General features: G+C 68.9%; 26 protein-coding genes. 15 read left to right on the forward strand and 11 right to left on the reverse strand.

Annotation, left to right across the window (positions count from 1 at the left end; translation table 11 throughout):
• Positions 1-516: 516 nt before the first annotated feature.
• The gene (locus KQ305_RS07500; protein WP_259724791.1) at positions 517-1,176 is read left to right on the forward strand and encodes a gamma-glutamylcyclotransferase; all 660 of its coding nucleotides are present in this window, start codon (positions 517-519) and stop codon (positions 1,174-1,176) included.
• Here the strand turns inward: KQ305_RS07500 and KQ305_RS07505 are convergent.
• A complete protein-coding gene (locus tag KQ305_RS07505; RefSeq protein ID WP_259724792.1) occupies positions 1,173-3,308 on the reverse strand; it encodes a 4Fe-4S binding protein in 2,136 nt (711 codons plus the stop codon). The genes KQ305_RS07500 and KQ305_RS07505 overlap by 4 nt on opposite strands.
• A gap of 110 nt (positions 3,309-3,418) precedes the next feature.
• On the opposite strand from KQ305_RS07505, the gene pdeM reads away from it, so the two are divergent.
• Positions 3,419-4,099 carry a ligase-associated DNA damage response endonuclease PdeM gene (gene pdeM / locus KQ305_RS07510; RefSeq protein ID WP_259724793.1) on the forward strand — a complete coding sequence of 227 codons (681 nt, stop codon included), beginning with the start codon at positions 3,419-3,421 and terminating at the stop codon, positions 4,097-4,099.
• 10 nt (positions 4,100-4,109) lie between these two features.
• On the opposite strand, the gene KQ305_RS07515 is transcribed toward pdeM, so the two are convergent.
• Entirely contained in the window at positions 4,110-4,577 is a 468-nt protein-coding gene (locus tag KQ305_RS07515; RefSeq protein WP_259724794.1) for a CBS domain-containing protein, read from the reverse strand.
• A 30-nt stretch (positions 4,578-4,607) separates the two neighbouring features.
• Here KQ305_RS07515 and KQ305_RS07520 point away from each other — a divergent pair, with 30 nt between their 5' ends.
• Positions 4,608-5,159, forward strand: coding sequence for a CDP-alcohol phosphatidyltransferase family protein (locus tag KQ305_RS07520; RefSeq protein WP_259724795.1), 552 nt, complete (start codon positions 4,608-4,610; stop codon positions 5,157-5,159).
• A 50-nt stretch (positions 5,160-5,209) separates the two neighbouring features.
• Here the strand turns inward: KQ305_RS07520 and KQ305_RS07525 are convergent, their stop codons facing one another.
• The 4 genes from KQ305_RS07525 to KQ305_RS07540 form a co-directional block, all read right to left on the reverse strand.
• A complete protein-coding gene (locus KQ305_RS07525) occupies positions 5,210-5,902 on the reverse strand; it encodes a VanW family protein (protein WP_259724946.1) in 693 nt (230 codons plus the stop codon).
• A 234-nt stretch (positions 5,903-6,136) separates the two neighbouring features.
• Positions 6,137-7,054, reverse strand: a complete 918-nt coding sequence (locus KQ305_RS07530) for an NAD-dependent epimerase/dehydratase family protein (RefSeq protein WP_259724796.1) — start codon at positions 7,052-7,054, stop codon at positions 6,137-6,139.
• A gap of 43 nt (positions 7,055-7,097) precedes the next feature.
• Entirely contained in the window at positions 7,098-7,847 is a 750-nt protein-coding gene (locus KQ305_RS07535) for a hypothetical protein (protein WP_259724797.1), read from the reverse strand.
• Positions 7,848-7,936: 89 nt separating this feature from the next.
• Positions 7,937-8,170 carry a hypothetical protein gene (locus KQ305_RS07540; RefSeq protein WP_259724798.1) on the reverse strand — a complete coding sequence of 78 codons (234 nt, stop codon included), beginning with the start codon at positions 8,168-8,170 and terminating at the stop codon, positions 7,937-7,939.
• 67 nt (positions 8,171-8,237) lie between these two features.
• Between KQ305_RS07540 and hisA the strand changes: the two genes are divergently transcribed.
• The 6 genes from hisA to KQ305_RS07570 all read left to right on the forward strand — a co-directional run bounded on the left by hisA (position 8,238) and on the right by KQ305_RS07570 (position 14,046).
• On the forward strand, positions 8,238-8,999 hold the full coding sequence (gene hisA / locus KQ305_RS07545) for a 1-(5-phosphoribosyl)-5-[(5-phosphoribosylamino)methylideneamino]imidazole-4-carboxamide isomerase (protein WP_259724799.1): 762 nt from the start codon (positions 8,238-8,240) through the stop codon (positions 8,997-8,999).
• Positions 9,000-9,211: 212 nt separating this feature from the next.
• The gene (locus tag KQ305_RS07550) at positions 9,212-9,601 is read left to right on the forward strand and encodes a Fur family transcriptional regulator (RefSeq protein WP_259724947.1); all 390 of its coding nucleotides are present in this window, start codon (positions 9,212-9,214) and stop codon (positions 9,599-9,601) included.
• A gap of 26 nt (positions 9,602-9,627) precedes the next feature.
• Positions 9,628-11,304 (forward strand): DUF3685 domain-containing protein, encoded by a 1,677-nt coding sequence (locus tag KQ305_RS07555; RefSeq protein ID WP_259724800.1) that lies wholly within the window; start codon positions 9,628-9,630, stop codon positions 11,302-11,304.
• Positions 11,305-11,326: 22 nt separating this feature from the next.
• Entirely contained in the window at positions 11,327-11,920 is a 594-nt protein-coding gene (locus KQ305_RS07560) for a thylakoid membrane photosystem I accumulation factor (protein WP_399230936.1), read from the forward strand.
• Positions 11,917-13,299 carry a class II fumarate hydratase gene (fumC, locus tag KQ305_RS07565; protein WP_259724949.1) on the forward strand — a complete coding sequence of 461 codons (1,383 nt, stop codon included), beginning with the start codon at positions 11,917-11,919 and terminating at the stop codon, positions 13,297-13,299. Before KQ305_RS07560 ends, fumC begins: the two co-directional genes overlap by 4 nt.
• A gap of 324 nt (positions 13,300-13,623) precedes the next feature.
• Positions 13,624-14,046 carry a type IV pilin protein gene (locus KQ305_RS07570; protein ID WP_259724801.1) on the forward strand — a complete coding sequence of 141 codons (423 nt, stop codon included), beginning with the start codon at positions 13,624-13,626 and terminating at the stop codon, positions 14,044-14,046.
• A gap of 49 nt (positions 14,047-14,095) precedes the next feature.
• Here the strand turns inward: KQ305_RS07570 and KQ305_RS07575 are convergent, their stop codons facing one another.
• Positions 14,096-15,475: a PhoH family protein gene (locus KQ305_RS07575; protein WP_259724802.1), complete on the reverse strand. Its 1,380-nt coding sequence runs from the start codon at positions 15,473-15,475 to the stop codon at positions 14,096-14,098.
• 85 nt (positions 15,476-15,560) lie between these two features.
• Between KQ305_RS07575 and KQ305_RS07580 the strand changes: the two genes are divergently transcribed.
• The 6 genes from KQ305_RS07580 (at position 15,561) to proB (ending at position 20,690) form a co-directional block, all read left to right on the forward strand.
• Positions 15,561-16,739 carry a F420-0:Gamma-glutamyl ligase gene (locus KQ305_RS07580; protein ID WP_259724803.1) on the forward strand — a complete coding sequence of 393 codons (1,179 nt, stop codon included), beginning with the start codon at positions 15,561-15,563 and terminating at the stop codon, positions 16,737-16,739.
• Positions 16,740-16,836: 97 nt separating this feature from the next.
• Positions 16,837-17,943 carry a hypothetical protein gene (locus KQ305_RS07585; protein WP_259724804.1) on the forward strand — a complete coding sequence of 369 codons (1,107 nt, stop codon included), beginning with the start codon at positions 16,837-16,839 and terminating at the stop codon, positions 17,941-17,943.
• The gene (gene ruvX, locus KQ305_RS07590) at positions 17,944-18,462 is read left to right on the forward strand and encodes a Holliday junction resolvase RuvX (protein ID WP_259724805.1); all 519 of its coding nucleotides are present in this window, start codon (positions 17,944-17,946) and stop codon (positions 18,460-18,462) included.
• Between the two features lie 19 nt (positions 18,463-18,481).
• On the forward strand, positions 18,482-19,030 hold the full coding sequence (locus KQ305_RS07595) for a DUF3727 domain-containing protein (protein ID WP_259724806.1): 549 nt from the start codon (positions 18,482-18,484) through the stop codon (positions 19,028-19,030).
• The gene (locus KQ305_RS07600) at positions 19,030-19,539 is read left to right on the forward strand and encodes a YqeG family HAD IIIA-type phosphatase (protein WP_259724807.1); all 510 of its coding nucleotides are present in this window, start codon (positions 19,030-19,032) and stop codon (positions 19,537-19,539) included. The genes KQ305_RS07595 and KQ305_RS07600 overlap by 1 nt, the downstream gene beginning before the upstream one ends.
• Entirely contained in the window at positions 19,539-20,690 is a 1,152-nt protein-coding gene (gene proB / locus KQ305_RS07605; protein ID WP_259724808.1) for a glutamate 5-kinase, read from the forward strand. The genes KQ305_RS07600 and proB overlap by 1 nt, the downstream gene beginning before the upstream one ends.
• Here the strand turns inward: proB and KQ305_RS07610 are convergent.
• Genes KQ305_RS07610 through KQ305_RS07625 form a run of 4 tightly spaced genes read right to left on the reverse strand, consistent with a single transcriptional unit; the run spans position 20,675 to position 23,438 of the window.
• The gene (locus KQ305_RS07610) at positions 20,675-21,913 is read right to left on the reverse strand and encodes a hypothetical protein (protein ID WP_259724809.1); all 1,239 of its coding nucleotides are present in this window, start codon (positions 21,911-21,913) and stop codon (positions 20,675-20,677) included. The two genes, proB and KQ305_RS07610, sit on opposite strands and share 16 nt — an antisense overlap.
• Positions 21,910-22,671, reverse strand: coding sequence for a phosphatase PAP2 family protein (locus KQ305_RS07615; protein WP_259724810.1), 762 nt, complete (start codon positions 22,669-22,671; stop codon positions 21,910-21,912). Before KQ305_RS07615 ends, KQ305_RS07610 begins: the two co-directional genes overlap by 4 nt.
• 50 nt (positions 22,672-22,721) lie before the next feature.
• Entirely contained in the window at positions 22,722-23,294 is a 573-nt protein-coding gene (locus KQ305_RS07620) for an SDR family NAD(P)-dependent oxidoreductase (RefSeq protein ID WP_311134332.1), read from the reverse strand.
• Complete coding sequence (locus tag KQ305_RS07625; protein ID WP_259724811.1) at positions 23,295-23,438, reverse strand: hypothetical protein; 144 nt, start codon at positions 23,436-23,438, stop codon at positions 23,295-23,297.
• Positions 23,439-23,460: the final 22 nt, after the last annotated feature.

Consider the following 23,460-nt stretch of genomic DNA (forward strand, 5'->3'; position numbering starts at 1 on the left):
AGCCAGTGTTGAGCGACTGGTCACAGTGGCTCAACACAACCATAGTGGTGAGGACTGCCTCCAACACCATTGACAAGCGACGTTGATCTTGAGGCGTGACAATGGAATGGCAGCCTATTTAGCCCACTCCCGTCGGTGACATCAGTTGTGCGGGTTCAAAGCTGCCCGAATGCTGCGCCTCTCGTCGCGCTCGCGCAGACATTTGGTTGTGGTCGCTTCGTGAAACGCTCGCCACAACAGACCTGCTGATTCAACCTGTCGTAGCGATTGTTGAAGCCTCCAGTAGGTCTTCTGCTGAGGACAACTCGGCTGAGGTCGCCGCCAGCAAAGGGTCATCAATCATTCCTCCGCCGTGCGGTCTCCTCGATGTCGCGGTCGAGGCCAGTGAAGGCCAGCTGCTCAGGCCACCAGCCGACCCCCCCCGTCCCCAGGGCGATCAGCAGGGCGAATGTCAGCGGAGGCTGCGGAGAATGGAATTCCGCCCGATCATGGCGGCCGGAGCCGCCGTTGCACGCCATGCCCACTCCCGCCGCCGACAGTGGGGAGGTGTTGGTGTTCGTCTACGGCACCCTGAAGCGGGGACACGGCAACCACCACTGGCTGGCGGGGGCGCCCTTCCAGGGGGATGTGGAACTGACGGGAGTGGTGCTCCATGATCTTGGGCCTTTTCCGATGGCCGTGACAGGAGAGGGGACGGTGCGGGGTGAGGTGTATGCCGTGGATGCCGCCGGCCTGGCCCGGCTGGATCGGCTGGAGGGCTATCCCCGCCTCTACGACCGACGGCCCCTGCCCCTGGCCGATGGCCGCCGCGCCTGGGTGTATCTGGGCCGGGCGCACCAGGTCCGCCATGTGTCCGCCATTGCCGATGGCTGCTGGCTGGGTCCGGCGCCGGGTGCGGCCCTGCGCCGCAGCCAGATGGGCCTGGCCGTGATGCTGGTCGCCGGCGGGGTCGCGCTCCTGTCCGCCGTTCTCCCCTGCCCCGCCCTGGCGCTCGACACGCTCGCCAGCTGCAATGCCTGGCGCGGCAGCCGGGGCACCGCACGGATCCTGCTGGGCAACAGCATCGGCGCCGCCCACTACCTCACCAAGATGCAGCGGCTTCAGGACAGCTCCGCCGATGCCCCCGTGGCGCTCTACAGCGACAGCGACCTGCAGCGGGCCTGCGGGGGCCGTTAACCCGCCACCACCAGCCAGCGGCCGCCGGCCCCCAGACCCAGCGCCAGCCCGCCCAGGGCCAGCCAACCCCAGCGCAGGGGCTGCAGCAGTCGCCGCAGCAGCACCACAGAACCTGCCACACCCACTGCCACCACAAGCGTCTGGCAGAAGGCGATCACGTGGCCGTCGGCGCTCCAGGCGGGCAAGCGGGTGGCCAGCTGGGGCCACCAGGGGCTGGCGCTGACCGGCAGCACCAGCCCCGCTTCCGCCATGCCCAGGGGCAGATGGTCGACCAGCATCAGCGCCCACAGCAGCGGCAGCAGGGCGTAGAGGGAGAGCCGCAGCCGCGAGGCGGCAACCTCAGGACGGCGTCCCCAGCCCCGCTGGTGCCGCACCAGCAGGAAGGCCCCCGCCGGCAGGGCCAGGGCCAGGGCCGCGAAGGCCAGCCGCGGCAGCAAGGGGCCTTCGTGCAGGTTCGCCGGGGCCAGGGCCACTCCCCCAAGCAGCCTCCGCCAATGGTGCAGACACACCCCACCGGCCAGCACCAGGATCAGGCCCGCCTCGCCGGCCGGAGGCTCCATGTCGCGTTGCAGATCGGCGGCGGGCGGCCGCAACCGCAGTTGCACGGAACGGTGCGGACAGGCCTGGGCGCAGGTGAGGCACAGAACGCAATTGCGGTTGTCGGCCAGGTAGGCCGGATGCGTGCCCAGCGGACAGCCTTCGGTTTCCATGCCTTCCCCTTCGGCGGGGCCTCCCTTGAAGCAGGCGTAGCTGGTGCAGCTGCCGCTGCAGGTGCCCGCCTGGGCCCGCAGCTCGCTGATCGCCAGCTTGGCGAACAGGGCGTTCATTCCCCCCACCGGGCACAGATAGCGGCACCAGAAGCGCTTCTCGAAGCGCAGCGAACCGATCACGGCCCCGGCGGTGATCAGCAGCAGCAGACAGCTGCTCAGCCAGGCCGAATTCTCGAGGTTCCACACCGCCTCCCAGAGCAGGATCGCTGCGAAACCGGCCGCCAGGAGCGGCGCCGCCCAGTCGTCGCTGTCGCTCCGCGGCCAGCGCGCCGGCTGCCAGCCAAGGGCCCTGGCGATCCGCTGGGTGATCTCCCCCCAGACCATGAACGGGCAGAACGAGCACCACAACCGTCCCACAACCGGGTAGGTCAGCAGGATCAGCGGCCACCACCAGGCCCAGAACATGTTCAGGGCCCCGTTGTGCTCCCGATCCTGGGGTCCCAGCCAGAGCCAGACGTTCACCAGAACGAACACCCAGCTCACGACGCCGAACAGCAGGCCGTTCCAGAGCCGCGGCGAACGCATCACGTCCCGCAGCTGGGGTTTCCAACGCCAGAGATCGAAACGGGCGCGCTGGGGGCGGCGCCCGGTCCAGAAGACCTCGTCGGGCAGGACGGCTGGACGGCCGGGAGCGCACTGGCGCAGGGCCCGCTCGATCACCAGGGTGAGCTCCCGGATGTTGCCTGGGAAGTCGTGGATCTGGAGCCGCTTGACCAGCCCCTCACTCACCGCGGGGGGCGTGGCCCACCCCAGGCTGCGGGCCTTCAGGCGCACCCCGTAGCGCAGCCATTCGCCCAGGTCCTGGCGCCGCACCCGCAGGGGCGGCACGCGGATGTGGGAGCAGCAGGCATCGAAGTCGGGAGTCTTGGCTTCAGCGGTGAGGAACACCCGTCCCGTGAAGTGATGGACGCTGCCGTCATCGGTCGAGACCCAGCGACCGCTGCGGGCCAGCTCCAGCAGGGCCTGCCGCAGCTGCGGATCGGCTTTATCGATCTGATCGAGCAACAGGCCGCCGGCACCGAGGCAGTCGATCAGGGCCAAGCCATCGGCCCCGGCCGCGAACAGCTCGGCCCCATCCGCCCGCAGCAGGGCGCAGTTGAGCTGCACCAGTAGCTGCTTGCGGGCCGCGGATCCGAAGTGGATCAGGGCCGCGAGGTTGTCCTTCTCCAGGCCCGGCTCGCCACTGATCAGCACGGGGCCGCCAGCGGCATCGGCGGCGGCGTCACGGATCGCCTCCCGCAGCTTCTGGGCGTAGCGGCTGCTGCCGACGACGCCACGCCGGGCCCGGCCCAGCAGGAAGGGCGCCAACCGCAGCAGGCAGGCCCTCGCGTTCGCTGCCGCATCCGGCTGGGTGGACGTCATCGGGGAGCGCCTCGCTGAAGAGAGTCTGGGCGGAGAGAATGCCAGCGTTCCAGTTCGTCCTCCGATCGCGCCATGTCCGTCACCCTCTACGGTGCCCCGAAGACGCCGGCGTGAACCCTCCTGCCACCGCTGCGTTCCCCTGGCGGGGCCACCGTCTGGAGCTGCTGGCGGAGAAGGCCGCCTGGGATCCGGAACAGCGGCTGCTGATGCTGGCAGACCTGCACCTGGGCAAGGCCGAATCGTTTCAGTGCCAGGGCATCCCGTTGCCCAGCGATGGCGATGCCGCCACGTTCAATGCGCTGCTGGCGGTGGCCCACCGGCTCCAGCCCCGCCAGGTGGTGGTGCTCGGCGACCTGATCCACAGCCGGCTCGGGCTCACCGAGGAACTGCGCCAGAAACTGGCAGCCCTGCCCTCCCTGCTGGGCTGCCCCCTGAGGCTGGTCGGCGGCAATCACGAGCGGGGCAGCTGGCTGGAGGGCCTTGTCCAGGAGCCCTCCCTGGCCATGGGGCCCCTGTGGCTGAGCCATGCCCCGGAGCCCAGAGCAGGCAGGCTGAATGTCTGCGGCCATCGCCATCCGGTGGCCCTGGTGGGCCGTGGCGCCGACCGGTTGCGGTTGCCCTGCTTCGCCTACAACCAGACGCTGGAGCACCTGGTGCTGCCGTCTTTCGGCGCTTTGACGGGAGGCCACCCCTGCCCACGGGGCGAGGTGCTCTGGCTCGTGGCCGACGGTGCCGTCATCCCCTGGACCCCTTCTCACCAGCTCCCGAGAGCCCACAGGCGTTCCGCCTGATCTGGAACGTTCAGCTGGCGGAGGCCAGGGCCCGCACCACGTCGCCGCGGGTGAGCACCCCCACCAGGGCCTCCTGGGCGTCGAGCACGAACAGGCGCTGGGTGCCGCGGTCGTGCAGCTGGCGGGCGGCCTGGGGCAGGGATGTGCTGGCGGGGCAGCTGTGGGGCTGGGAGCCCATCACGTCGCCCACGGTGCTGCCCAGCACCTGGTGCACCTGCTTGTCCCAGTCGAGGGGGTTGCGCAGGTAGATGACGGCATCGAGCAGCATCACGTAGGGCCCGGCATCGAAGCCGCTTTCGCGCACCATCAGATCCTGCTCACTGAGCTCGCCCACCAGCGCCCCCAGCCCGTCGAGCACCGGCAGGCCACTGACGTGGTGGTCGCTCATCAGCTGCACCGCTTCCTGCAGGGGCGTGGTGGTGGTGACACTCAGCACGGGGCTGGTCATCACCTCGGCCACGCTGCGCTCGACGACCATGCGGATCTCCTCGGTGATGGCATTCTGCTGGTGAACGGGACCCCTCCCCTGCGACGCCTCGCCGACCTGCTGACGCTTGCCCGGGCCGTGCTCGGCTTGCCGCTGCTGCTGGCCCTGGCCAGCGGCAAGCCCTCCCTGGCCTGGGTGTTGCTGCTGCTGGGCGGCCTCAGCGATTGGGCCGACGGTGCCCTGGCGCGCCGGGCTGGCGGTGGGTCGGTGTGGGGGGCCCGGCTTGATCCCCTTACCGACAAGATCCTGATCAGCGCCCCGTTGCTGTGGCTGGCCCATACGGGCGGCCTGCCCCTCTGGGCCGTGTGGCTGCTGTTGGCCAGGGAGCTGTTGATCTCTGGCTGGAGGGCCGGCCAGGGCAGCGGCGGCCCCGCCTCGCTGGGGGGCAAAGCCAAGACGATCTTGCAGTTCCTCTCTCTGTTGTTATTGCTCTGGCCACCGACCTGGGGCCTGGGCCAGGGCGCGGCGGCCGTATCCCTGTTGCATGGTGCCGGCTGGTGGCTGTTCTGGCCGTCGCTGCTGCTGGCACTCAGCTCGGCACTGGGGTACCTGCGGGCCGATGCACGCAGCTGAGACGGGCGCATGCCGTCAGCGATGACAGCGAAGAGCGCAAGACCGTGGGGTTAGGTGACGGTCTGCAGGCCTTGTTTCTGTTCATACACCGTGGAGACCTGAAGGCGCTGGTTGACCATCGTGTTGACCTGAATCCATGGCCTTTTGAGGTTGACACGAACAAACTCGACGTGGCGGGCCGTCAGGTTGGAATCGGAGAGGAGCTCGCCAATCAAACGGTTCCGCTCGACTCTGAATCCAAAGGCGACAGGAAAGGGGTGGGGATTGTGAAGTCGTAGGTCCTTGAATCCCCACACCACCGTGGCGTCGGCACCCAACGGGGTGAAGCGTTGATCCTCTTCGTAGATATCCAGGCTGTGGGAATGGCGTTCCAGCACGGTCAACCCACCCAGCAGGGCCAGGTGGTAGACCATCGAAGACAGCTGGCAAAGCCCACCACCGCTGAGGGCAACGAGCTTGCCCTTGACAATGTTTCTTCCCGGAAGAAATCCATTGGCTGCATTGGGACGGCTGACGCGGTGCCAGAAGGACCATGTCCTGTTGGCACCAATCAGCCCGTCATCAAGCAAGGCGGCCCCCCGGGTGATATTGGTGATCTTGTTTTCAAAGAAGTCACTCGGCATGATCGGCTGGGTAAGCCCAACGGCGGAGCACCGTTCCAAGGGTCCCGTTGCATGGTGGAACGTCATCCCGTTCAGGCGGTCATTCCAAAGGCGCCAGCAATGGCGGATCTCCTGACGCATCGCCAAGGGCAAAAGACGTCTCATGACAACATTTCGTTTTCACTTGCTGGCGTGAATCCCGCAGCGATCGGCAGGGTGGCCTGGCTGGTCATGACCACGGACCACTGGCCACGCCCATGGGGTGGGACCCTCCCTGCGTGGGCGAACAAATCCCGGCAGTCCTGAGGGCCCACAGTCGAATTGGATCAGAACCGTGTGGGGAATCGTCCACTACCGCAATACATCGTCAATTCCTCAACCCAGCAGGGCCTCGTCGCCGCTGAAGTCGGGAGCGGTCGGCATTTGCTGGGCGTAATCGTTGGTGTAGCTGTCAGCGAGCGTGGCCTCCAGGTCGAAGGCGGGCTCCCAGGCCAGCTCCCGCCGCACCCGGTGCGTGTCGGTGAGGAAATGGGCCAGGCGCAGCGGGAAGGCCTTGCGGGCCTTCTTATCGAGGCCGGCGGGATCGAAGCTGCGGATCTCCACGGCCGCCGGATCGGTGCCGCAGGCCCGGGCGGCGGCGGCCACCAGCCCCCGGAAGCTGATGCCCTGGGAGCCGGTGCAGTTGTAGATGCGGTTGGTGGCGGCCTCCACCTCGATACAACGGGCCATGGCGGCGGCCAGGTCGCTCACGTGGCCCAGCTGGGTGATGGTGCTGCCGTCGCCGGGGAGGGGCACGGGCCGGCCGTGCACGATGCGATCGAAGAACCAGCTCTCCACCGGGTTGTAGTTGCCCGGCCCCACGATGTAGGTGGGCCGGAAGCTGGTGAAGGGGATGCCCTCCTGGCGCAGCCAGGCTTCTGTCTCCAGCTTGCCGGCGTGGCGGCTCTGCGGGTCGGTGGGGGACTCCTCGTCGAGGGGCCAGAGCTCGCTGTCGGCGTACACACCGGCCGAACTCACGTACACCAGCCGGTGGGAGGGGGCCCCGGTGCGCGCGATCACCTGGCGGGTGTCCTCAAGGGTGCGGCCGGAGCTGTCGACGATCACGTCGAAAGGGCGATCCTGCAGGGCCGCCAGGCCTTCGGCGCTGCTGCGGTCGCCCTGAAGATGTTCGATCCCCTGCGGCAGCGGTTGGCGCCCGCGGGTGAAGAGGCTGAGCTGGTGGCCGGCGGCCAGCAAGCGGCCCACCAGGGGGCGACCCACGAAACGGGTCCCGCCCATCACCAGGATCCTCATCGCCACTCCGCATCGATGAGCGCCATTCAAGCGGCCTGGGGGATCAGGGGCCGCAGGGGAGGGGCTGGCCCAGGCGCTCGAAGGGCAGGGGCAACAGTTCCAGCACCACCGTTCCCGGGGGGCCGGTGCTGGTGCCTTCGGTCGCCGGAAGCGGCACCGGCCGGTAGCTGCGGCCATCGAAACGCAGCTCCTTCAGGCCGTCCGGGGCGCCGTGCAGGCTGGCGGGCAGGGTGAGATCCAGCCAGCCGCGGTGGCGGTTGCTGATCACCGTCAGGGGCGATTGAAACAGGCCGTTCTCCGCCACCAGTTCCAGCACCCCGTCGACGTCACGAAACACCAGAAGGCTGCAGCCGCCGCTGGCACAGGCGAAAGAGCCCACCACCACGGCGACGGTCTCAAGCCGGCCGTCGCCGTCGAGATCGATCCGGTTGTGGAGGTAACGCAGGGGCCCCACATCGGCGCAGACGGGGCGCTGGGCCGTGGCACGGGCCTGTTCCCATTCGGTCTGGTCGGGATCGCCGGCTGCCGCGGGGCTGGGCGCCACCGGGCCGGCGAACAGGCGGGCCCGCAGCGCCGCCTCCAAGCGGGCATCGGAGCGGTTGATGGGGGGAATCACCGAACCGGGCGGTGCCAGCGGGGGGGGCCTGTCGCGGGGATCGGGGCCATCGGGACCCAGCAGGGAGCGCGGTGGCGGCAACGGTGCCGCCAGCGGAGGCGGGGCCAGGGGCTGGGCCAGGACAGGGCTGCAGCAGCCGATCAGCAACAGAACAGCAAGCGGCCGCAGCGGCGACATCGGGGAGGGATGGGGGCCTGGCAAATGCCCTCGGCCACGAATGGAGGAAAGTTACGTCGTTCAGGGGCAAGGCGCTTCAGCTGCGCCCCTCAGTCGCCAGTCCTTTCGCTCTCCAGATCGATCCCGCACGCGCTGAGCTGCTCCAGGTGGGCCTCGATGCGATCGGCCAGGGCCAGGCAGCAGTCCATCTCCTCCCAGAGCAGTTCCCGTCTCCGGGAGGTCACCGCATAGGAGCGGTGATGCAGATCGCGGCCCTGGTAGCGGAGCGCATCCCGGAGGCGGCGCCAGTCGTCCGGTGCGAGCGCGGGTGGGGAGAGCGTCATCGGGTCAGGGCCAGCGGGTCGGCGTTATGGCACAGGATGGATCCCAGAGCGGCCCTGTCCCCTTTCCATGCAAGTCATTCCCGCCATTGATCTGCTCGACGGGCATTGCGTGCGTCTGCATCAGGGCGACTACGACCGTGTCACCCGCTTCAGCGACGACCCCGTGGCCCAGGCCCTGGAGTGGCAGCGCCAGGGTGCCAAGCGGCTGCACCTGGTGGATCTCGATGGGGCCAGGAGCGGAACCCCCTGCAACGACGGCGCCGTCCAGGCGATCACGGCGGCCCTGGCGATTCCGGTGCAGCTGGGGGGTGGCGTGCGCTCGGCGGAACGGGCCGAACAACTGCTTGGCTGGGGTGTGGATCGGGTGATCCTGGGCACTGTGGCCGTCGAGAACCCAGAACTGGTGCGCCGCCTGGCCGGCCGCCATCCGGGCCGGATCGTGGTGGGGATTGATGCCAACGAGGGCAAGGTGGCCACCCGGGGCTGGATCGAGCAGAGCACGGTGGTGGCCACGGCCCTGGCCGCCAGCTTCGAGGGCACGGGGGTGGCGGCGATCATCAGCACCGACATCGCCACCGACGGCACCCTGGAGGGCCCCAACCTGGCGGCCCTGCGGGCCATGGCCCAGGCCTCCTCCCTACCGGTGATCGCTTCAGGGGGCGTGGGTTGCCTCACCGATCTGCTGAGCCTGCTGAGTCTTGAACCCCAGGGCGTGACGGGGGTGATCGTGGGACGGGCGCTGTACGACGGCCGGGTGGATCTGGCTGAGGCCCTGCAGGCCATCGGCGACCAGCGCTTGCAGGATCCGTTGCAGCTGCCGATCGCCTGAAGCCCGCCGCCGCCCGGAGGGTGACCCGTGCCGGTGTTGGTGTAACTGCCCTATAACAGAACCATCGTTTATGGCGGCAGCGGTTGCATCCCACCACGACCACCCCCTCCACCACGGGCGGCGCCAGCCGCAGCGAAGGTGGTGGTCGTCAGCCGGTGCCCCGAGGCCTGAGCCACGTCGAAGAGGTGTACCAGCGCTGTCGTGATCTGGGTATGCGGCTGAGCCGTCAGCGGCGCATGGTGCTGGATCTTCTTTGGGCCGAGAAAAGCCATCTTTCCGCCCGTGACATTTTCGAACAGCTCAACGATCAAGGTCGCCATATCGGCCACACCTCCGTTTATCAGAATCTTGAGGCCCTGCAATCGGCCGGCGTGATCGAATGCCTCGAGCGGGCCAACGGGCGGCTCTACGGCTATCGCGCCGATCCCCACAGCCATCTCACCTGCACCCAATCGGGCGAGATCCTTGATCTCGATGTTCTGCTTCCCGCCAACCTCCTCCAGCAGATCGAGGCGCAAACCGGATTCGCGATCGAGTCGTACACCCTGCATCTGTCCGGCCATCCCCAGCCGGCACTGGAGAAACGCGTTCGCCTTGGTTAGGGTCGGGCCAACACTGTCCTGGCAACGTGGGTCGACGTTCGGCACAGCCCCTTCCCCTGCTGCTGCTGTTCGCTGAACCCCTTCAGCAGGCAGGCCTAACCAGCTGGCTTGAGCCCGATGCCTCCAGCGGCGATCCCAGTGGCTGGGTCGGTTGCAAGGTGGTGGGCAGCGATGAGCTGCAAGGGTCACCCCAGCTGATTGTCTGGTGCCTCGGCGTCCTGCCTGAGCCCCAAGCTCTCGACGCCGAGAGCCGTCGCCTGCTGGAACGCTGGCATCCGGCGCCCCTGTTGCTGCTGCTGCCTGACCACCAGCCCTATGCCAGTGATTTCCTCCTGCAGCTCCCAGCCCAGGGTCTGATCGAGGGCGCCGATGCCAACAGCCTGCGGGAGGCCATCAGTACGGTGCTGGCCGGTGGCCGGGTGCTGGCCATTAACGCGGCGCGCCAGGCCGTTGCCCCCTCCCCTGCCGTTCCCATGGGCCTGGGCCAATGGTTGTTGCTGAGCGGCTTGCAGCAGATCGACGCCGAGCTTCGCCTTTGTCTGCGGCTGCTCGATCCAGCGCCTGTCCAGCTGCTGCCGCTGTTGCTGCTGGAGGGACGGGTGCGGGAGCTGCGGCTGGCCCGAAGGCTGCTGCTGTGGCTGTGGGGTCCGCTCAGCCTCGCCTGGGGCGAGCCCATGGGCCCTGAGCCCACAGCCCCCACCCCTGCCGATGGTCAGGACTCGGCCAGGGGCCATGGGGTGGCGATCACCCTGCGGCAGCGCACGGCCGAGGGACTCTGGGAAGCCCTGCGGGACCGATTGACGCAGGCCGCCGCCGCAGGGCCTAGGAACAACAGCGGCCAGCTCCTGGCCCTCGACGGTCTGCATGACTCCCGGCGCAGCGATCTGCTGCTGGGGCTGCTGGAGCAGTTCGACCGGCTGCGCCGCCGACTGCTGCAGGCTGATGCCGCTGGCGACCAGCTGGAGCTGCTCTGGAAGGAGATGCAACCGGAGCTGCGCCAGCAGGCGCTGCGCCACATGGCCGGCTCCTACGTGCAACTCCCCATGGCCGGCAAGCTTTGCCCGGTGGCGGAGACGCTCCTGCACCGCAGCGAGTTTGCCACCGACGACCAGGAGCTGCCCGATCCATTGGCGATGCTCACCCCCCTGCTGCAGGCCCATCCGCTGCTGGTGGATGGCCGCTTGCTGGCCCCGGATGAGCCCCAGGCCGTCCTCTATCTCGAACTGTTGCTCAGTAACTGGCTGGTGCGCAGTGCCGAGCTGATCAGTGCCGAGGTGCTGGCAGCTTGTGCGGAATGGCCCGAACTGCGCCGCTACCTGTTGCGCCCCGAGCTGCTGGCCACCCGCAACCTGGAACGGCTGCGCAACCAGCTCAACGCCCAGCAGCGCTGGACCAGTTGGTTTGACCGACCGATCCACGTCTATGAGAGCCGGCGCCCCCTGTTCCGCCTCGGTGCCGGCGCCATCAACTGCGTGGATCTCACCGAGCCCCGGGATGCCGAACTGCGCCAGCTGGGCTGGGTGCAGCAGGCGGTCACCCTGGCGCTGGAGGCTCGGGATGCCCTGGGCCCCCAGCTCCAGAGCTTCCTGAAGCGCCTGGGCGATCTGCTGGTGGTGCTGTTGACCCAGGTGCTCGGCAAGGCGATCGGCCTGGTGGGTCGCGGCATTGTCCAGGGGATGGGCCGGAGCCTCAACCGCAACTGAGGCGGCCGGTGTCCACGGCACAATGACCCCAGACGCCCGTTTCCCCTTGCCCCGTTTGCTGTCCCGCCGCTTCGCCGGCCTCTGGGCCCTGATGCTGATCGTGGCGATGGGCCTGCTCTGGGCCCCTGGCCCGGCGGCGGCCAGCCTCGAGAACGACCGCTACGACGGCAACATCTTTGCCCTCTATGCCGGCAACGGCTCCCTGGTGCCGCCCCGCAGCAGCCTGGCCCAGTCCCTGGCCGACCATCGAGTGGCGGTGGTCGTCTATTACCTCGACGACAGCAGCGTCAGTAAGCAGTTCTCGCCGGTGGTGTCGGAGCTGCAGCGGGTCTGGGGCAATGCCGTCGACCTGATCCCCCTGGTCACCGATCCGCTCCAGAACCGGCCCGATGGGGGCGCCGGTGATCCGGCCCATTACTGGGACGGGTTGATCCCCCAAGTCGTGGTCATCGGCAGCGATGGCCGGGTGGTTTTCGATCGCCATGGTCAGGTGAGCGTCGATGCCATCAACACCGCCGTGAGCGAGGCCACCGGCATCCCGATGGCGCCTGGCTCGGGCAACAGTGCCACTTTGAGCTTCAACGAACTCAACAGCGAAGTGGTCGCCTCCCGCTGATGCCTGCCACCCGAACCGAAACCGACAGCCTCGGCCCGGTGGAGGTGCCGGCCGAGCATTACTGGGGCGCCCAGACCCAGCGATCGCTGCGCAATTTCCCCTTCGGCGCGCCGATGCCGATCACGCTGGTGCACGCCTTCGGCCAGCTCAAGGCCGCGTGCGCCGAGGTGAACGCCGCCAGAGGTGTGCTGCCTGATGCCCTGGCGGTCCTGATCATTGCGGCGGCCGAGGACGTGAGCCAGGGCCAGCTGGATGGAGAGTTCCCGCTGCGGGTCTGGCAGACCGGATCGGGTACCCAGACCAACATGAACGTCAACGAGGTGATCGCCAACCGGGCGATCGCCGCTGCCGGCGGCGTGTTGGGAAGCAAGCTGCCGGTCCATCCGAACGACCACGTCAACCTGAGCCAGTCGAGCAACGACACCTTCCCCACCGCGATGCATCTCGCCGTGGCGATTGAGCTGCACCAGCGCCTGATCCCCAGCCTGGAGGCGCTGATTGCCGCCCTGCGGGCCAAGGCGGCGGTTTACGCCGGCCTGATCAAGATCGGTCGCACCCATCTGCAGGATGCGGTGCCCCTCAGCCTGGGCCAGGAATTCGGTGGCTACGCTTCCCAGCTGGAGCTGGGACTGGCCAGCTTGCGGTCCACCCTGCCCCAGGTGCTGCAACTGGCCATCGGTGGCACGGCGGTGGGCACCGGGCTGAATGCCCCTGCCGGCTTCGGCGAAGCGGTGGCGGCCCGGCTGGCCGAGCGCATCGGCCTGCCCTTCACCAGTGCCCCCGACAAGTTCCAGGCCTTGGCCGGTCAGGAGGGGCTGGCGGCGGCCCATGGGGCCCTGACGGTGCTGGCGGGCAGCCTGATGAAGATCGCCAACGACATCCGCTGGCTGGCCAGCGGGCCCCGCTGCGGGCTGGGGGAGCTGGTGCTGCCGGAGAACGAGCCGGGCTCCAGCATCATGCCCGGCAAGGTCAATCCCACCCAGTGCGAGAGCCTCACGATGGTGGCCGTGCAGGTGATGGGCAACAACACCGCCGTCCAGATGGCCGCCAGTCAGGGGAACTTCGAGCTGAATGTGTTCAAGCCCCTGATCGCCCACAACCTGCTGGAGAGCATCGACCTGCTGGCGGGGAGCTGCGGCACGTTCCGGGAACTCTGCATCGAAGGACTGCGGGCGGATGTGGCCCACATCGAAGCCCAGCGCGACCGCAGCCTGATGCTGGTGACCGCCCTGACGCCGGCGATCGGCTACGACCGGGCCTGCGCCATCGCCCGCCATGCCCACCAGCACCGGCTCAGCTTGCGGGAGGCGGCCCTGGTGCTGGGGGAGATCAGCGGCGAGGAGTTCGATCGCTGGGTCAGGCCCGAGCAGATGGTCTGAAGGCGGCCAGCCTTGATTTCCCGCTGATCTTCCGTAAAATCTTTGAGAAAATCAAGAAGTACTCACCTGGCTGAATTGCCTTGGTGAATGCGCTGATGGACATCAGCACGTGCGCGTCCTACAGAGTTGATCAGGTCTAACCCCACCCTGCTGACCTTGCCGATGTGCGCACACATGGCTTGTGCTGTGCCGAAGTCACTGATTCTGTCCTGCACCAGGGTCGTGTTTCGGACAAGCGGGCGCCGGCCTGAGATGTCCTCCTCCAGATCTCGGCACTCCAAGCATCGATCTGTTCAGTCCGGTCTCACCTCGCAGTGCCTTGGCTTGGCTCGTTTGGGCCGCAGGCATCTGATCTCCACCGTCATGCCTGGGTTCACGCTGCTGGAACTCATGATTGTGGTCGGCATCGTGGGGATCCTCAGCGCAGTTGCCCTGCCGCAGTACCGCCGCACACTTGCCCTGGCTGAAGCCTCCAGCAGAGTCCTGGAAACGGTGGCCTTTGCTGAACAGTGCGCGGTGGCCCATAAGTCGGGGCTGCCGGTCGATGTGCCGGTCGTGGTGGGACAGACCTCAAGGGGGGTACCTAGAACCTGCAACGGCACTTCGACCATCCAAATCAGCAGTCGACGCTGGTCGGGGGATGCAACTGGTGTGTTGTGCCTTAGTAACGTGGCAAGCGTCAGCCACCGTCAGGCCAGGCTGAGTGTGAACATTAGCGGTGACGTCCTATGCACCTTCTTGCCCTGACGTCCAGATGCCGTTCCTCCCTGCTCCCTGAATGGCGCAGGGAGGAATCTCAGAGCAGATTGGCGGCCAGTTCCGCCAGCTCGGAGCGTTCCCCTCGCATCAGGGTGATATGTCCTGAGAGCAACTGGCCCTTGAAGCGTTCCACCAGCCATGTCAGCCCGTTGCTCTCGGCATCCACATACGGATTGTCGATCTGGTAAGGGTCGCCGGTGAGCACGATCTTGGTGCCCTCACCCACCCGGGTCACGATCGTCTTGACCTCATGGGGGGTGAGGTTCTGGGCCTCATCCACCACCATGAACTGGCGGGGGATGGAACGGCCGCGGATGTAGCTGATCGCCTCCACTTCCAGCAGTCCCATGCCCTTGAGATCGCTCCAGTTGCTGCGCGGCGGCCGATGGCTCCCCCGGGCCGGTTGGCTGTCCTCGCCACCGAGCAGGAAATCAAGGTTGTCGACGATCGGTTGCATCCAGGGGGCCATCTTCTCCTCGAGATCCCCCGGCAAAAAGCCCATTTCCTTGCCCAGGGAGATCACCGGGCGGGTCACGAGAAGGCGTTCGTAGAGGTGCTCATCGGCCACCTGATGCAGCCCCGCCGCCAGGGCGAGCAGGGTCTTGCCGGTGCCGGCCTTGCCCACCAAGGTCACAAGGGCCACCGCCGGATCAAGCAGCAGATCGAGGGCGAAGGCCTGCTCCCGGTTGCGGGGCTGGATGCGGCCCATCTTGGCCTTGGCTGACTTCTGCAGCGGTTGCAAGGTTCCGGTGCGGCCGTTGTAACGGGCCAGCAGGGTGTGGGCCGGCTGGGCCAGGTCGACGAGGGTCACCCCCTCGTTGGCCTGCAGCGGCAAAACGGGGACCGGCTGAACGGGGATGGCGTCGGCGGAGAGGCCCTCGCCGGCCTTCACCAGATCCATCTGCTCGGCGTTCATCCAGCGCTCGCAGAAGCCCGGATAAAGGTCGGCCATGTCCACCTTGTCGGTGGTGTAGTCCTGGGCGATCAGCCCGACGGCATCGGCCTTGATGCGCAGGTTGGTGTCCTTGGTAACGAGCACCACCGGCGCCTGGCCGGCCACCACCTCCTGCAGCCGCTGCTCCAGCGCCACCGCCAGGATGTTGTTGTCGCCGTTGCCCCCCTTCAGCTCGGGGGGCAGCTGGCTCAGGGTTTCGCTGCGGCAGAACACCACCTTCAAGCTGCCGCCGCTGTTCTCATTGATCGGCACGCCGTCCGCCAGGTTGCCCTGTTCGCGCAGCTGGTCGAGCAGGCGGGACACCTGACGGGCGTTACGTCCCTTCTCGGAGGGGTCCCGCTTGAAGCGGTCGATCTCCTCGACCACCTCGATCGGGATCACCACCTGGTTGTCTTCGAAGCGGTTCAGAGCCTGGGGGTCATGCAGCAGCACATTGGTGTCGAGCACGAAGGTCTTGCGCATGCCAGGGCCTTGCCGGTTGCATGGGGCCGAAGCTAGGTCCACGGGCGCATCTACGCTCCGGCCGGACATTCCCTGGCGTATCGGCTTGCCGTTCCCCGTTTCCTTCCTGCTGGTTCTGCTGCTGCTCCTCGGCCTGGGGCTGGTGGTGCTCGAACTGCGCCACCGCCTGCGGCCCGCCTCGCCCCTGCAGCTGCTGCCCGGTGCCTTCCAGGTGCGGCGCCGAGCCCAGGGCCTGGAGATCACCGGCGAAATCAGCATCCGCAACCCCCATCCCCGCATGGAGGTGATGGTGCCGGAGATCACGCTGTTCCCCACTGTGCTGGGCCGTAGTGACGTGAGCCAGGTGCGCCACGAGCTGCGCATCACGCCCCTGCACCCGGACGAAGAAGCCCGCCCCGACGGTTACTGGGCCGCGTACATCGTCAAGGGCCGCAAGACCACCGCCGCCCACATCCGCCTCAACCTCACCGGCCCAGGCGGCCTGGATCTGGAGAGCGTGCTCGACACCCTCTGGATGGACATCCACTGGGTGAACTACGGCCCCTTCGGGCGGCTGCAGCGGCGCCAGGGGATCCTGATGCCCCTGCAGAAACCGCAACCGGGCGACCCGGCCGCCCCCGGCTGGCGCGAGGGCGAGGGCTGCCGGGTACTGCCGGTGCGCACCCACCTTCTGGGAGTGCTCGACGATTCGCTCGAGGTGCTCCGTCGCTACACCGATGGGCTCCTCCAGCCCGGTGACGTGCTCACCATCGGCGAGACCCCCCTGGCGGTGATCCAGGGGCGGTACCACCACCCGTCCACGGTGGAGCCCTCCTTCCTTGCACGCCTGCTGTGCCGAGCGTTCCACCCCACCAGCTCCCTGGCCACCGCCTGCGGGCTGCAGAGCCTGATCGACGTGTCGGGCCCGGCACGGGTGCTGGGGGCCTGGCTGGTGGGCACTGCCCTCAAGCTGGTGGGCAGCAAGGGCTGGTTCTATCGGCTGGCCGGAGAGCAGGCCCGCCTGATCGACGACATCACCGGAACCACACCTCCCTATGACCAGACGATCGTGCTGGGTCCGGACAAGCCGGAGGCTTGGTGCGAGCGCATGGCTGCAGCCCTCGGGGTGGCCGTGGCGGTGGTCGACGTCAACGACCTGGGCCGGGTGAAGGTGCTGGCCGCCAGCGGCGGCACTGACGAGGCCCTGCTGATGCGGGCCCTGCGCCCCAACCCCGCTGGAAACGCCAACGAGCGCACGCCCCTCGTCCTGGTGCGACCCACGTAGAATTATGGGTACGAGGGTGCGTTCTGTGCCGTCGTTCCGGTTCCGCCTTCCAGAGCCTCACCTCACCCCTCCGTCGTCTGCCGTGCCAGTGCCTGCCGTGCCAGTGCCTGCCCAGGGCAGAACCTCCTCCAACTGGACCGTGGAGGCGCTCCAGGGCTGGCACCTGCCTCTGCTGGATGATCCCGCGTTCCTGCCGCTGCAGCCACTGCTGCAGCGCTCCCTGCTGCTGGCCCTGCCGGAGCAACTGCTGACGGCGGTGACCAGCCGACGCCCCCTGGCCGCCCAGGTGCTGGTGGCCCTGCAGCGCCAGGGGCTCACCCGCCAGCAGGCCCTGGGGCTGATCGTTTCCCGCCGTCTCAATCGCAGCGGTACCTGCTGGCAGGTGCAGCACCTGCGCCTGGCCCTGGCCGCCAGCGAAGCCACAGCTCCAGACGCCTTGGCGCCAAGCCGGGCGGCCCTGGCCGGGGATCTGCTGCGGCAGGCCATTGGCCGCGTGAAGGGCGCCGCCAGCTGGATCGCCACCGCCTCCAGCCTTGACACCTCCCGGCTGGCCACCTTGCGGGAACAGGGGTTCCAGCCCCAGCGCACCGATCGGCTCTGGCGCTGGCAGCCAGCGGCGGATCGCTCCGTCCCGCCCCTGCCGGCCGATCTACAGCTGCGCCAACTCAACCGCCGCAACGCCCCGTTGCTGTGGCACCTCGAGCAGGCCACCTGCCCGGCCCATCTGCGCCAGCTGCAGGACCGCCGCATCGAAGACCTGCTCGACCAGAGCCGCAGCCATGGCTGGATGCTGGTGGATGCGGTGCGCAATGAAGCGGTGGCGGGCGTGCGCTGGCTCGATGGGCACCCCGGTGGCGGCCAGGCGGTGGAGCTGAGCATTCACCCCGGCTGGGCCCATCTGCTCGGGGCGGCGGCTGAATCGTTGCTGTTTCGCATCGCCAAGGGCGGCGCCAGCCTCTGGCTGCGCTGCGAAGTGAGCGATGGCGAGCGCCAGGGGTGGCTGCAGGCCCTGGGGGCCGAGGCCCACGGCGAGGAGGTGCTGATGGCCCGAAGCGTCTGGCGGCGCCAGGAGGGTCAGCCGGCCAAACGGGCGGCGCGGCGCCTCGAAGCGGTGCTGGAGCAGCTGCAGCCCCGGCGGCGGCCCATGCCCACCCCCAGCGGTCCCCTCGGCAGCCTGCCCACGGCGCCCCTGCTCCCCCGCTGAATGGCCCCACCCCGGCCGCGATCGGTGCTGGCCATCGATGTGGGGCGACGTCGCATCGGCCTGGCCGGTTGCGATCCGCTGGGGCTCACAGTGACACCACTGCCGGCCCTGGCGCGTGGGGAGTTCCAGGCCGACCTCGAGCGTCTGCTGGCCCTGGTGCGACAGCGGCGGGTGGAGGCGCTGGTCGTGGGGATGCCCCTCGATGCCGGCCAGCGGCCCACCCCCCAGGGGATCCATTGCCGCCGCTATGGCCTGCGGCTGGCCCGGGCCCTGCAGGCCCTCGGCCAGCCCCTGCCCCTGGCCTGGGTGGACGAGCACGCCAGCAGCTGGGCGGCGGGAGAGCGTTTCGGGCTGCACGGCGACCGCAGCGGCCGCCTCGACAGCGCGGCGGCCGTGTTGTTGCTGGAGCAATGGCAGCGGGAAGGCCCCGAACCGCTGGACCTGACGGCGTTGAGCGACGATCCGGTCGCCCCGGCGGCCATCGCCGTGGGCACTCGGGCCGGCGTTGATTCATTCTGAGTACACCCGCTTCCCCTTGATGGCCTCCGACCCCCCTGCGATGACGGGCTCCGGTGACGTGCCCACCGTGCAGGTGAGGGATGGCAGCGGCCGGCAGCTGCTGTGTTTCCTGGAGCAGCTGATCCCCCTCGATGGCCACGACTACGCCCTGCTGACGCCGGTGGACACCCCGGTCTGTCTGTTCCGCCTCAGCGACGACGACGATCCGGAGCTGGTGGAGACCCTCAATGCCACCGAGCCGATCCTGTCGGTGGCGGATGTGGTGCTGCAGGAACACGACCTGACCCTGGTGCGTTCGGCCGTCACGCTCACGGTCAGTGGGGAACTTGAGGAGCCCGATCCCGATGACCTCGAGGATGAGGAAGGCGACGACGACAGCGAGACCTACGAACTGCTGGTGAGCTTCATGGCCGGCGATGAGGAGTACGGCCTGTACATCCCCCTGGATCCCTTCTTCGTGGTGGCCCGCATGGAGGGGGCTGACGCGGTGATGGTGGAGGGAGAGGAGTTCGAGCGGGTCCAGCCCCGCATCGAGGCCGAACTCGACGAGCGGGAGAGCGACGACTGATGCTGCGCGACCTGCTAACGCCCGACTGGGTGCCGGGGACGTCCCTGGCCCACCTGCCGCTGCAGGAGTTGGTCGACCGTGGCATTCGCGCCCTGGTTCTGGACGTGGACCGCACCCTTCTGCCCCGCCGCCAGGCCACCATGCCCGTCCAGGCTGAGCTGTGGCTGCGCCACGCCCGCGAGCAGATGCCCCTGCACCTGCTCAGCAACAATCCCTCCCGGCGCCGCATCGGAGCGGTGGCCGACACCATGGGACTCCCCTACACCACCTCGGCGGGCAAGCCGCGCCGGGCCGCCCTGCGCAAGGTGCTGCTGGATCTCGATCTCCCCCCCGCCCAGGTGGCCCTGGTGGGGGACCGTCTGTTCACCGATGTGCTGGTGGGCAACCGCATGGGCCTGTTCACCGTGCTGGTGAAGCCGATCGATCCTGACGGCGAGCCCTGCCGCCAGGACCGGCTGCAGAACCTGGAGCTGCGCATGGCCCGCTGGGTGGGTTCGGTCCCCGGTTGATGGCAAGCTCCAGCACACCCGCGAGCGCCGGCGGCGGACTGCGGCGGGTGATCAAGGTGGGCACCAGCCTGCTGCGGGGCAGCCCCGAACGGCCCACGGCGGCGGTGATCGCCGATCTGGCGGCCAGCTTCAGCCGGCAGCAGCGCCAGGGCGATCGCCTGGCCCTGGTGACCAGCGGGGCGGTGGGTCTGGGCTGCGAGGCCCTGCGCTTCAGCAAGCGCCCCACCGAGGTGGTGGCCCTGCAGGCCGCCGCCGCCGTGGGCCAGGGCCGGCTGATGGCCCTGTATGAGGACGCTTTTGCCGTGCGGGGCCTGGCGGTGGCCCAGGTGCTGCTCACCCGCAGCGATCTGGCCTCCCGGCGCCGCTACCAGAACGCCTGCCGCACCCTGGAGCAACTGCTGGAGTGGGGCGTGCTGCCGGTGGTGAATGAGAACGACACCCTGGCCACCGACGAGCTGCGCTTCGGCGACAACGACACCCTCTCGGCCCTGGTGGCGGTGGCGATCGGCGCCGATGAACTGGTGCTGCTCACGGATGTGGATCGGCTCTATTCCGGCAACCCCCGCACCGATGCCGACGCCAGCCCGATCGAGGAGGTGCGGGACCTGGCCGAGCTGGAGCGCCTCAGCCACGTGGCCGAGGGGGGTGGCCAGTGGGGCACCGGCGGCATGACCACCAAGCTGGCGGCGGCCCGCATCGCCACCTCCAGCGGCATCCGGGTGCGGCTGGCCGATGGCCGCGATCCGGCGGTGCTCGACGCCCTGTTCGCCGGCGAGAAGGTGGGCACGGTGTTCCAGCCCAGCACCACCCCCCTGGCCGATCGCAAGAGCTGGCTGGCCCATGCCCTGCTGGTGAAGGGCAGCGTGCGGGTGGATGCGGGCGCCGAACGGGCCCTGCTGCAGCAGGGGGCCTCCCTGCTGGCGGTGGGCATCCGGGCGGTGGAGGGTCACTTCTCCCGGCGCGATGCGGTGCGGGTGCTGGCCAGCGATGGCCGCGAACTGGGACGGGGTCTGAGCACCCTGAGCAGCGAGGAGCTGCGCCAGATCATGGGCCTCAGCAGCGAGGAAGTGCGCCGCCGGCTGGGGCCGGTGGGGGATGCGGTGGTGCACCGCGATCAGCTGGTGCTCACCTCCCGTCAGCCGCGCGATTGATCCAGGGCCGCCTGCAGCTTCTCCAGCAGCTCGGCCCCTTCCCGCTCACTGGAGAGCCCGTCCACCACGATCGGGGGCCGGCGTTCGCTCCAGAGGATCACCCGGGGGTCGGGGCCGGGCAGCAGCAGCGCCCCGGTGACGAGCCGCAGCGGCAGCTGGCGGCTGGCCTGGCCTGGGCGCCGGAGGCGGAGCTGGTCGCCCGTCAAGGAAAGCTCCTGGGGACGCCAATGCCTGGTGCTCCCGACGCCGGCGGCGCCGAGGGCCGCCACCACCAGCAGGGCCTGGATCACAGTCCACTCCGGCAGGGCCAGTGAAAGCAGACCCGGCATGGAGGGATCCAGCATCAGCGTTGTGGGTTCACTCAGGCCCAGGCGCGGCCCGAACATCCAGACCAGAAAGCCGCCGTACTTCACCATCACCGTGTTGAGCACGGCGACGAACAGCAGGTAGCTGCCCTGCTCGGCGTGGGAGCGCCACCACTGCAGGGTGCCCACGCTGCGGCGGCTGCGGACCAGGCGTGTGGCGGAAGCCCCCGTTTCCAGCCTCCAGACATCGTCCGGCTGCGGCCCGCCCGGCCGGGCCCCGGAGAGCTGCCGGGCGTTGAGGGCGCCGGCCAGCTGCAGGGGCACCCCCAGGTCGGTGGCCAGGGCGTGGGCCCGCTTCCAGGCGCCGGACACGCTTGGGGCGCGGGCCAGCAGGTGCTCCCCGGCGGGATCGGCCACGGCCAGAGACAGATCCCAGCCGAGGGGCCGCTCCCCCAGCGGCGGCAGCTCCAAGTTGGCCTGGCGGATCAGTACGGCCGTGATGGCGGCCCGGTCCAGCTCCAGCCGCTCGCTGCCCCCGGGCGTGTCCGCGAACAGGCGGATCCCCTCGCCCCAGCTCTGCAGCAGCACCCGTCGCTGCACCGGCGCGGCGTAGCCGAAGCTGGCCATCAGCCATTCCATCGGCAGCAGGAACAGCAGCAGGGCGATCACATAGGCCACGGCCCCCTGGAGGCTGGCCAGCAGGCAGAGGCCGGAGAACAGCAGGAAGGCCAGCAGGAAGGCCAGCAGGCTGACGAGCGGGTTGGCGGGGGCCTCGTCCTCGATCAGCTCCCGCCAGATCATGTGCTCGAGGGCCAGGGCCAACCCCTGCACGAAGCGGCGGAGCAGCACCAGCGGGGTGAGCAGCAGGCCCAGTCCGTTGCGCCGGGCGCCGCGAACCGTGGCGTGGAACGCGATCAATCCGCCAGCAGGGGCAGGCCGGCCGGTGGGACCGCGAGCAGCAGGAGGCGCTCACCGGCCACCTGCTCCTTGAAGCGCCGCCACTGGGGGGAGGCGATCACCTCCTGACTGACCGCCTCGGCGAGGCGCTGGCTGGCCAGTACATCACTGGGGTAGTGCAGGGCGCAGTAGGCACGCACGTAGCCCCCCTGAAGACCCACCGGCAGCAGCCGCTCCCGGCGCTCCGGCAGCAGGTCGGCCAGCAGCAGGGATGCTGTGGCAAACCAGGTGGCGTGGCCGCTGGGGAATGACCAGGAGCCCTCCAGAGGCAGGCAGGGCTTCAGATCCGGGTGGCTCAGGAAGGGGCGGGGACGGGCCACCCCATCCTTGAGCTGATCCTTGAGCCCATCGGCCCGCTCCAGAAAGGCCGGCAGGCCCGCGGAGAGGAGGGGGGCGGTCCGGGCCAGGTCGGCGCCCACGGCGGCATCGAAGACACTGAGATGGCGGTTCAGGAAGCGCCAGCTGTGCACGTTTCCCGCCGGCGTGCGGGTGTGCTGGTTCCAGCGCAGGATCGCCAGATCATCGAGTTCCAGGCGGCTGCCGGGGGCTGGTGGCTGGCCGATCACGGCGCGGTAGGCCGACGGCTGGAGCACCAGGCCCGCCGCCGGGTCCCCCTCCTGGGCGGCCGCCGGCGCCCCCAGCGCCAGCAAGCTCGGAAGCAGGGCGGTCTGCAGCAGCAGGAGGCTGGACAGGCCATGTCCCGGGCGCAGGGTGTCCATGGCTCCGGTGCCGTCGGTGGGGTGGCCGCACCGTAGGGGTGCCCCGGACGTCAGAAGCGTTCGTCGCCGATGGCTGGCAGCACCAGCTCGCGCACAAAGGATGCCGGGGACAGCTGCAGCAGGGCCGAGACGATCCTGATCACGTCGTGGAGCGGAATCTGCCAGCCCTCACCGCGCCCGGCGGCCGCCTCGGACGGCACCTCCAGGCCGTCGTCGGTGTTCAGGTAGCCCAGCTGCAGGCAGGTCACCGCCAGCTGCTGGTACCGGAAGCTCTCGCGCAGGGCATCGGCGATGCCGGTGAGGGCGAACTTCGAGGCGCCGAAGGTCACCTCCGGCTGCCCGCTCTGGCGCAGGCCGGAGGTGGAGCCCGTAAGGATGAGCTGGGGCCTGTAGGAGTCGAGCAGCCGCGGAATCAGCCGCCTGAGCAGCATCAGGGCACCGGTGATGTTGATGGCCACCATGGTGGCGATGCTGTCGTCGGGATCTTCCAGGAAGCTGTAGGCCTCGCTGAAGGCGTTCGCTTCCCAGACGCCGAGGTTGTAGATCAGCACATCCAGCTGGGCGGGCGCCTGCTGCTCGATCCACCGGGCCGCCGGCAGCGGCTCCGCCAGATCCGCCTCGATTCAGGCGAGCTCGACGCCCACCGGCAGCCTCAGGCCATCGGGCCGTCGCCGCGAGACACCGATCACCGTGTCCCCGGGGCTGCCCAGACCCTCGACAAAGGCACGGCCAAGCCCGCGGCTGGCCCCCACCACCATCAGTTTCATGGACCCGTTCCGGCAGGGTTTG

It is taken from the genome of Synechococcus sp. CS-1332 (assembly GCF_025127995.1).
GTDB lineage: Bacteria > Cyanobacteriota > Cyanobacteriia > PCC-6307 > Cyanobiaceae > Cyanobium.

Coding starts and splice junctions, on each gene's coding strand:
- KQ305_RS07600 (WP_259724807.1), top strand. CDS start 19,030: ATGCTGCGCGACCTGCTAACGCCCGACTGGGTGCCGGGGACGTCCCTG.
- KQ305_RS07625 (WP_259724811.1), bottom strand. CDS start 23,438: ATGAAACTGATGGTGGTGGGGGCCAGCCGCGGGCTTGGCCGTGCCTTT.
- ruvX (WP_259724805.1), top strand. CDS start 17,944: ATGGCCCCACCCCGGCCGCGATCGGTGCTGGCCATCGATGTGGGGCGA.
- KQ305_RS07595 (WP_259724806.1), top strand. CDS start 18,482: ATGGCCTCCGACCCCCCTGCGATGACGGGCTCCGGTGACGTGCCCACC.
- KQ305_RS07535 (WP_259724797.1), bottom strand. CDS start 7,847: ATGTCGCCGCTGCGGCCGCTTGCTGTTCTGTTGCTGATCGGCTGCTGC.
- KQ305_RS07540 (WP_259724798.1), bottom strand. CDS start 8,170: ATGACGCTCTCCCCACCCGCGCTCGCACCGGACGACTGGCGCCGCCTC.
- KQ305_RS07615 (WP_259724810.1), bottom strand. CDS start 22,671: ATGGACACCCTGCGCCCGGGACATGGCCTGTCCAGCCTCCTGCTGCTG.
- proB (WP_259724808.1), top strand. CDS start 19,539: ATGGCAAGCTCCAGCACACCCGCGAGCGCCGGCGGCGGACTGCGGCGG.
- KQ305_RS07515 (WP_259724794.1), bottom strand. CDS start 4,577: ATGGTCGTCGAGCGCAGCGTGGCCGAGGTGATGACCAGCCCCGTGCTG.
- KQ305_RS07575 (WP_259724802.1), bottom strand. CDS start 15,475: ATGCGCAAGACCTTCGTGCTCGACACCAATGTGCTGCTGCATGACCCC.
- KQ305_RS07560 (WP_399230936.1), top strand. CDS start 11,327: ATGACCCCAGACGCCCGTTTCCCCTTGCCCCGTTTGCTGTCCCGCCGC.
- KQ305_RS07500 (WP_259724791.1), top strand. CDS start 517: ATGCCCACTCCCGCCGCCGACAGTGGGGAGGTGTTGGTGTTCGTCTAC.
- KQ305_RS07550 (WP_259724947.1), top strand. CDS start 9,212: ATGCGGCTGAGCCGTCAGCGGCGCATGGTGCTGGATCTTCTTTGGGCC.
- KQ305_RS07530 (WP_259724796.1), bottom strand. CDS start 7,054: ATGAGGATCCTGGTGATGGGCGGGACCCGTTTCGTGGGTCGCCCCCTG.
- KQ305_RS07505 (WP_259724792.1), bottom strand. CDS start 3,308: ATGACGTCCACCCAGCCGGATGCGGCAGCGAACGCGAGGGCCTGCCTG.
- hisA (WP_259724799.1), top strand. CDS start 8,238: ATGCAAGTCATTCCCGCCATTGATCTGCTCGACGGGCATTGCGTGCGT.
- KQ305_RS07525 (WP_259724946.1), bottom strand. CDS start 5,902: ATGCGTCAGGAGATCCGCCATTGCTGGCGCCTTTGGAATGACCGCCTG.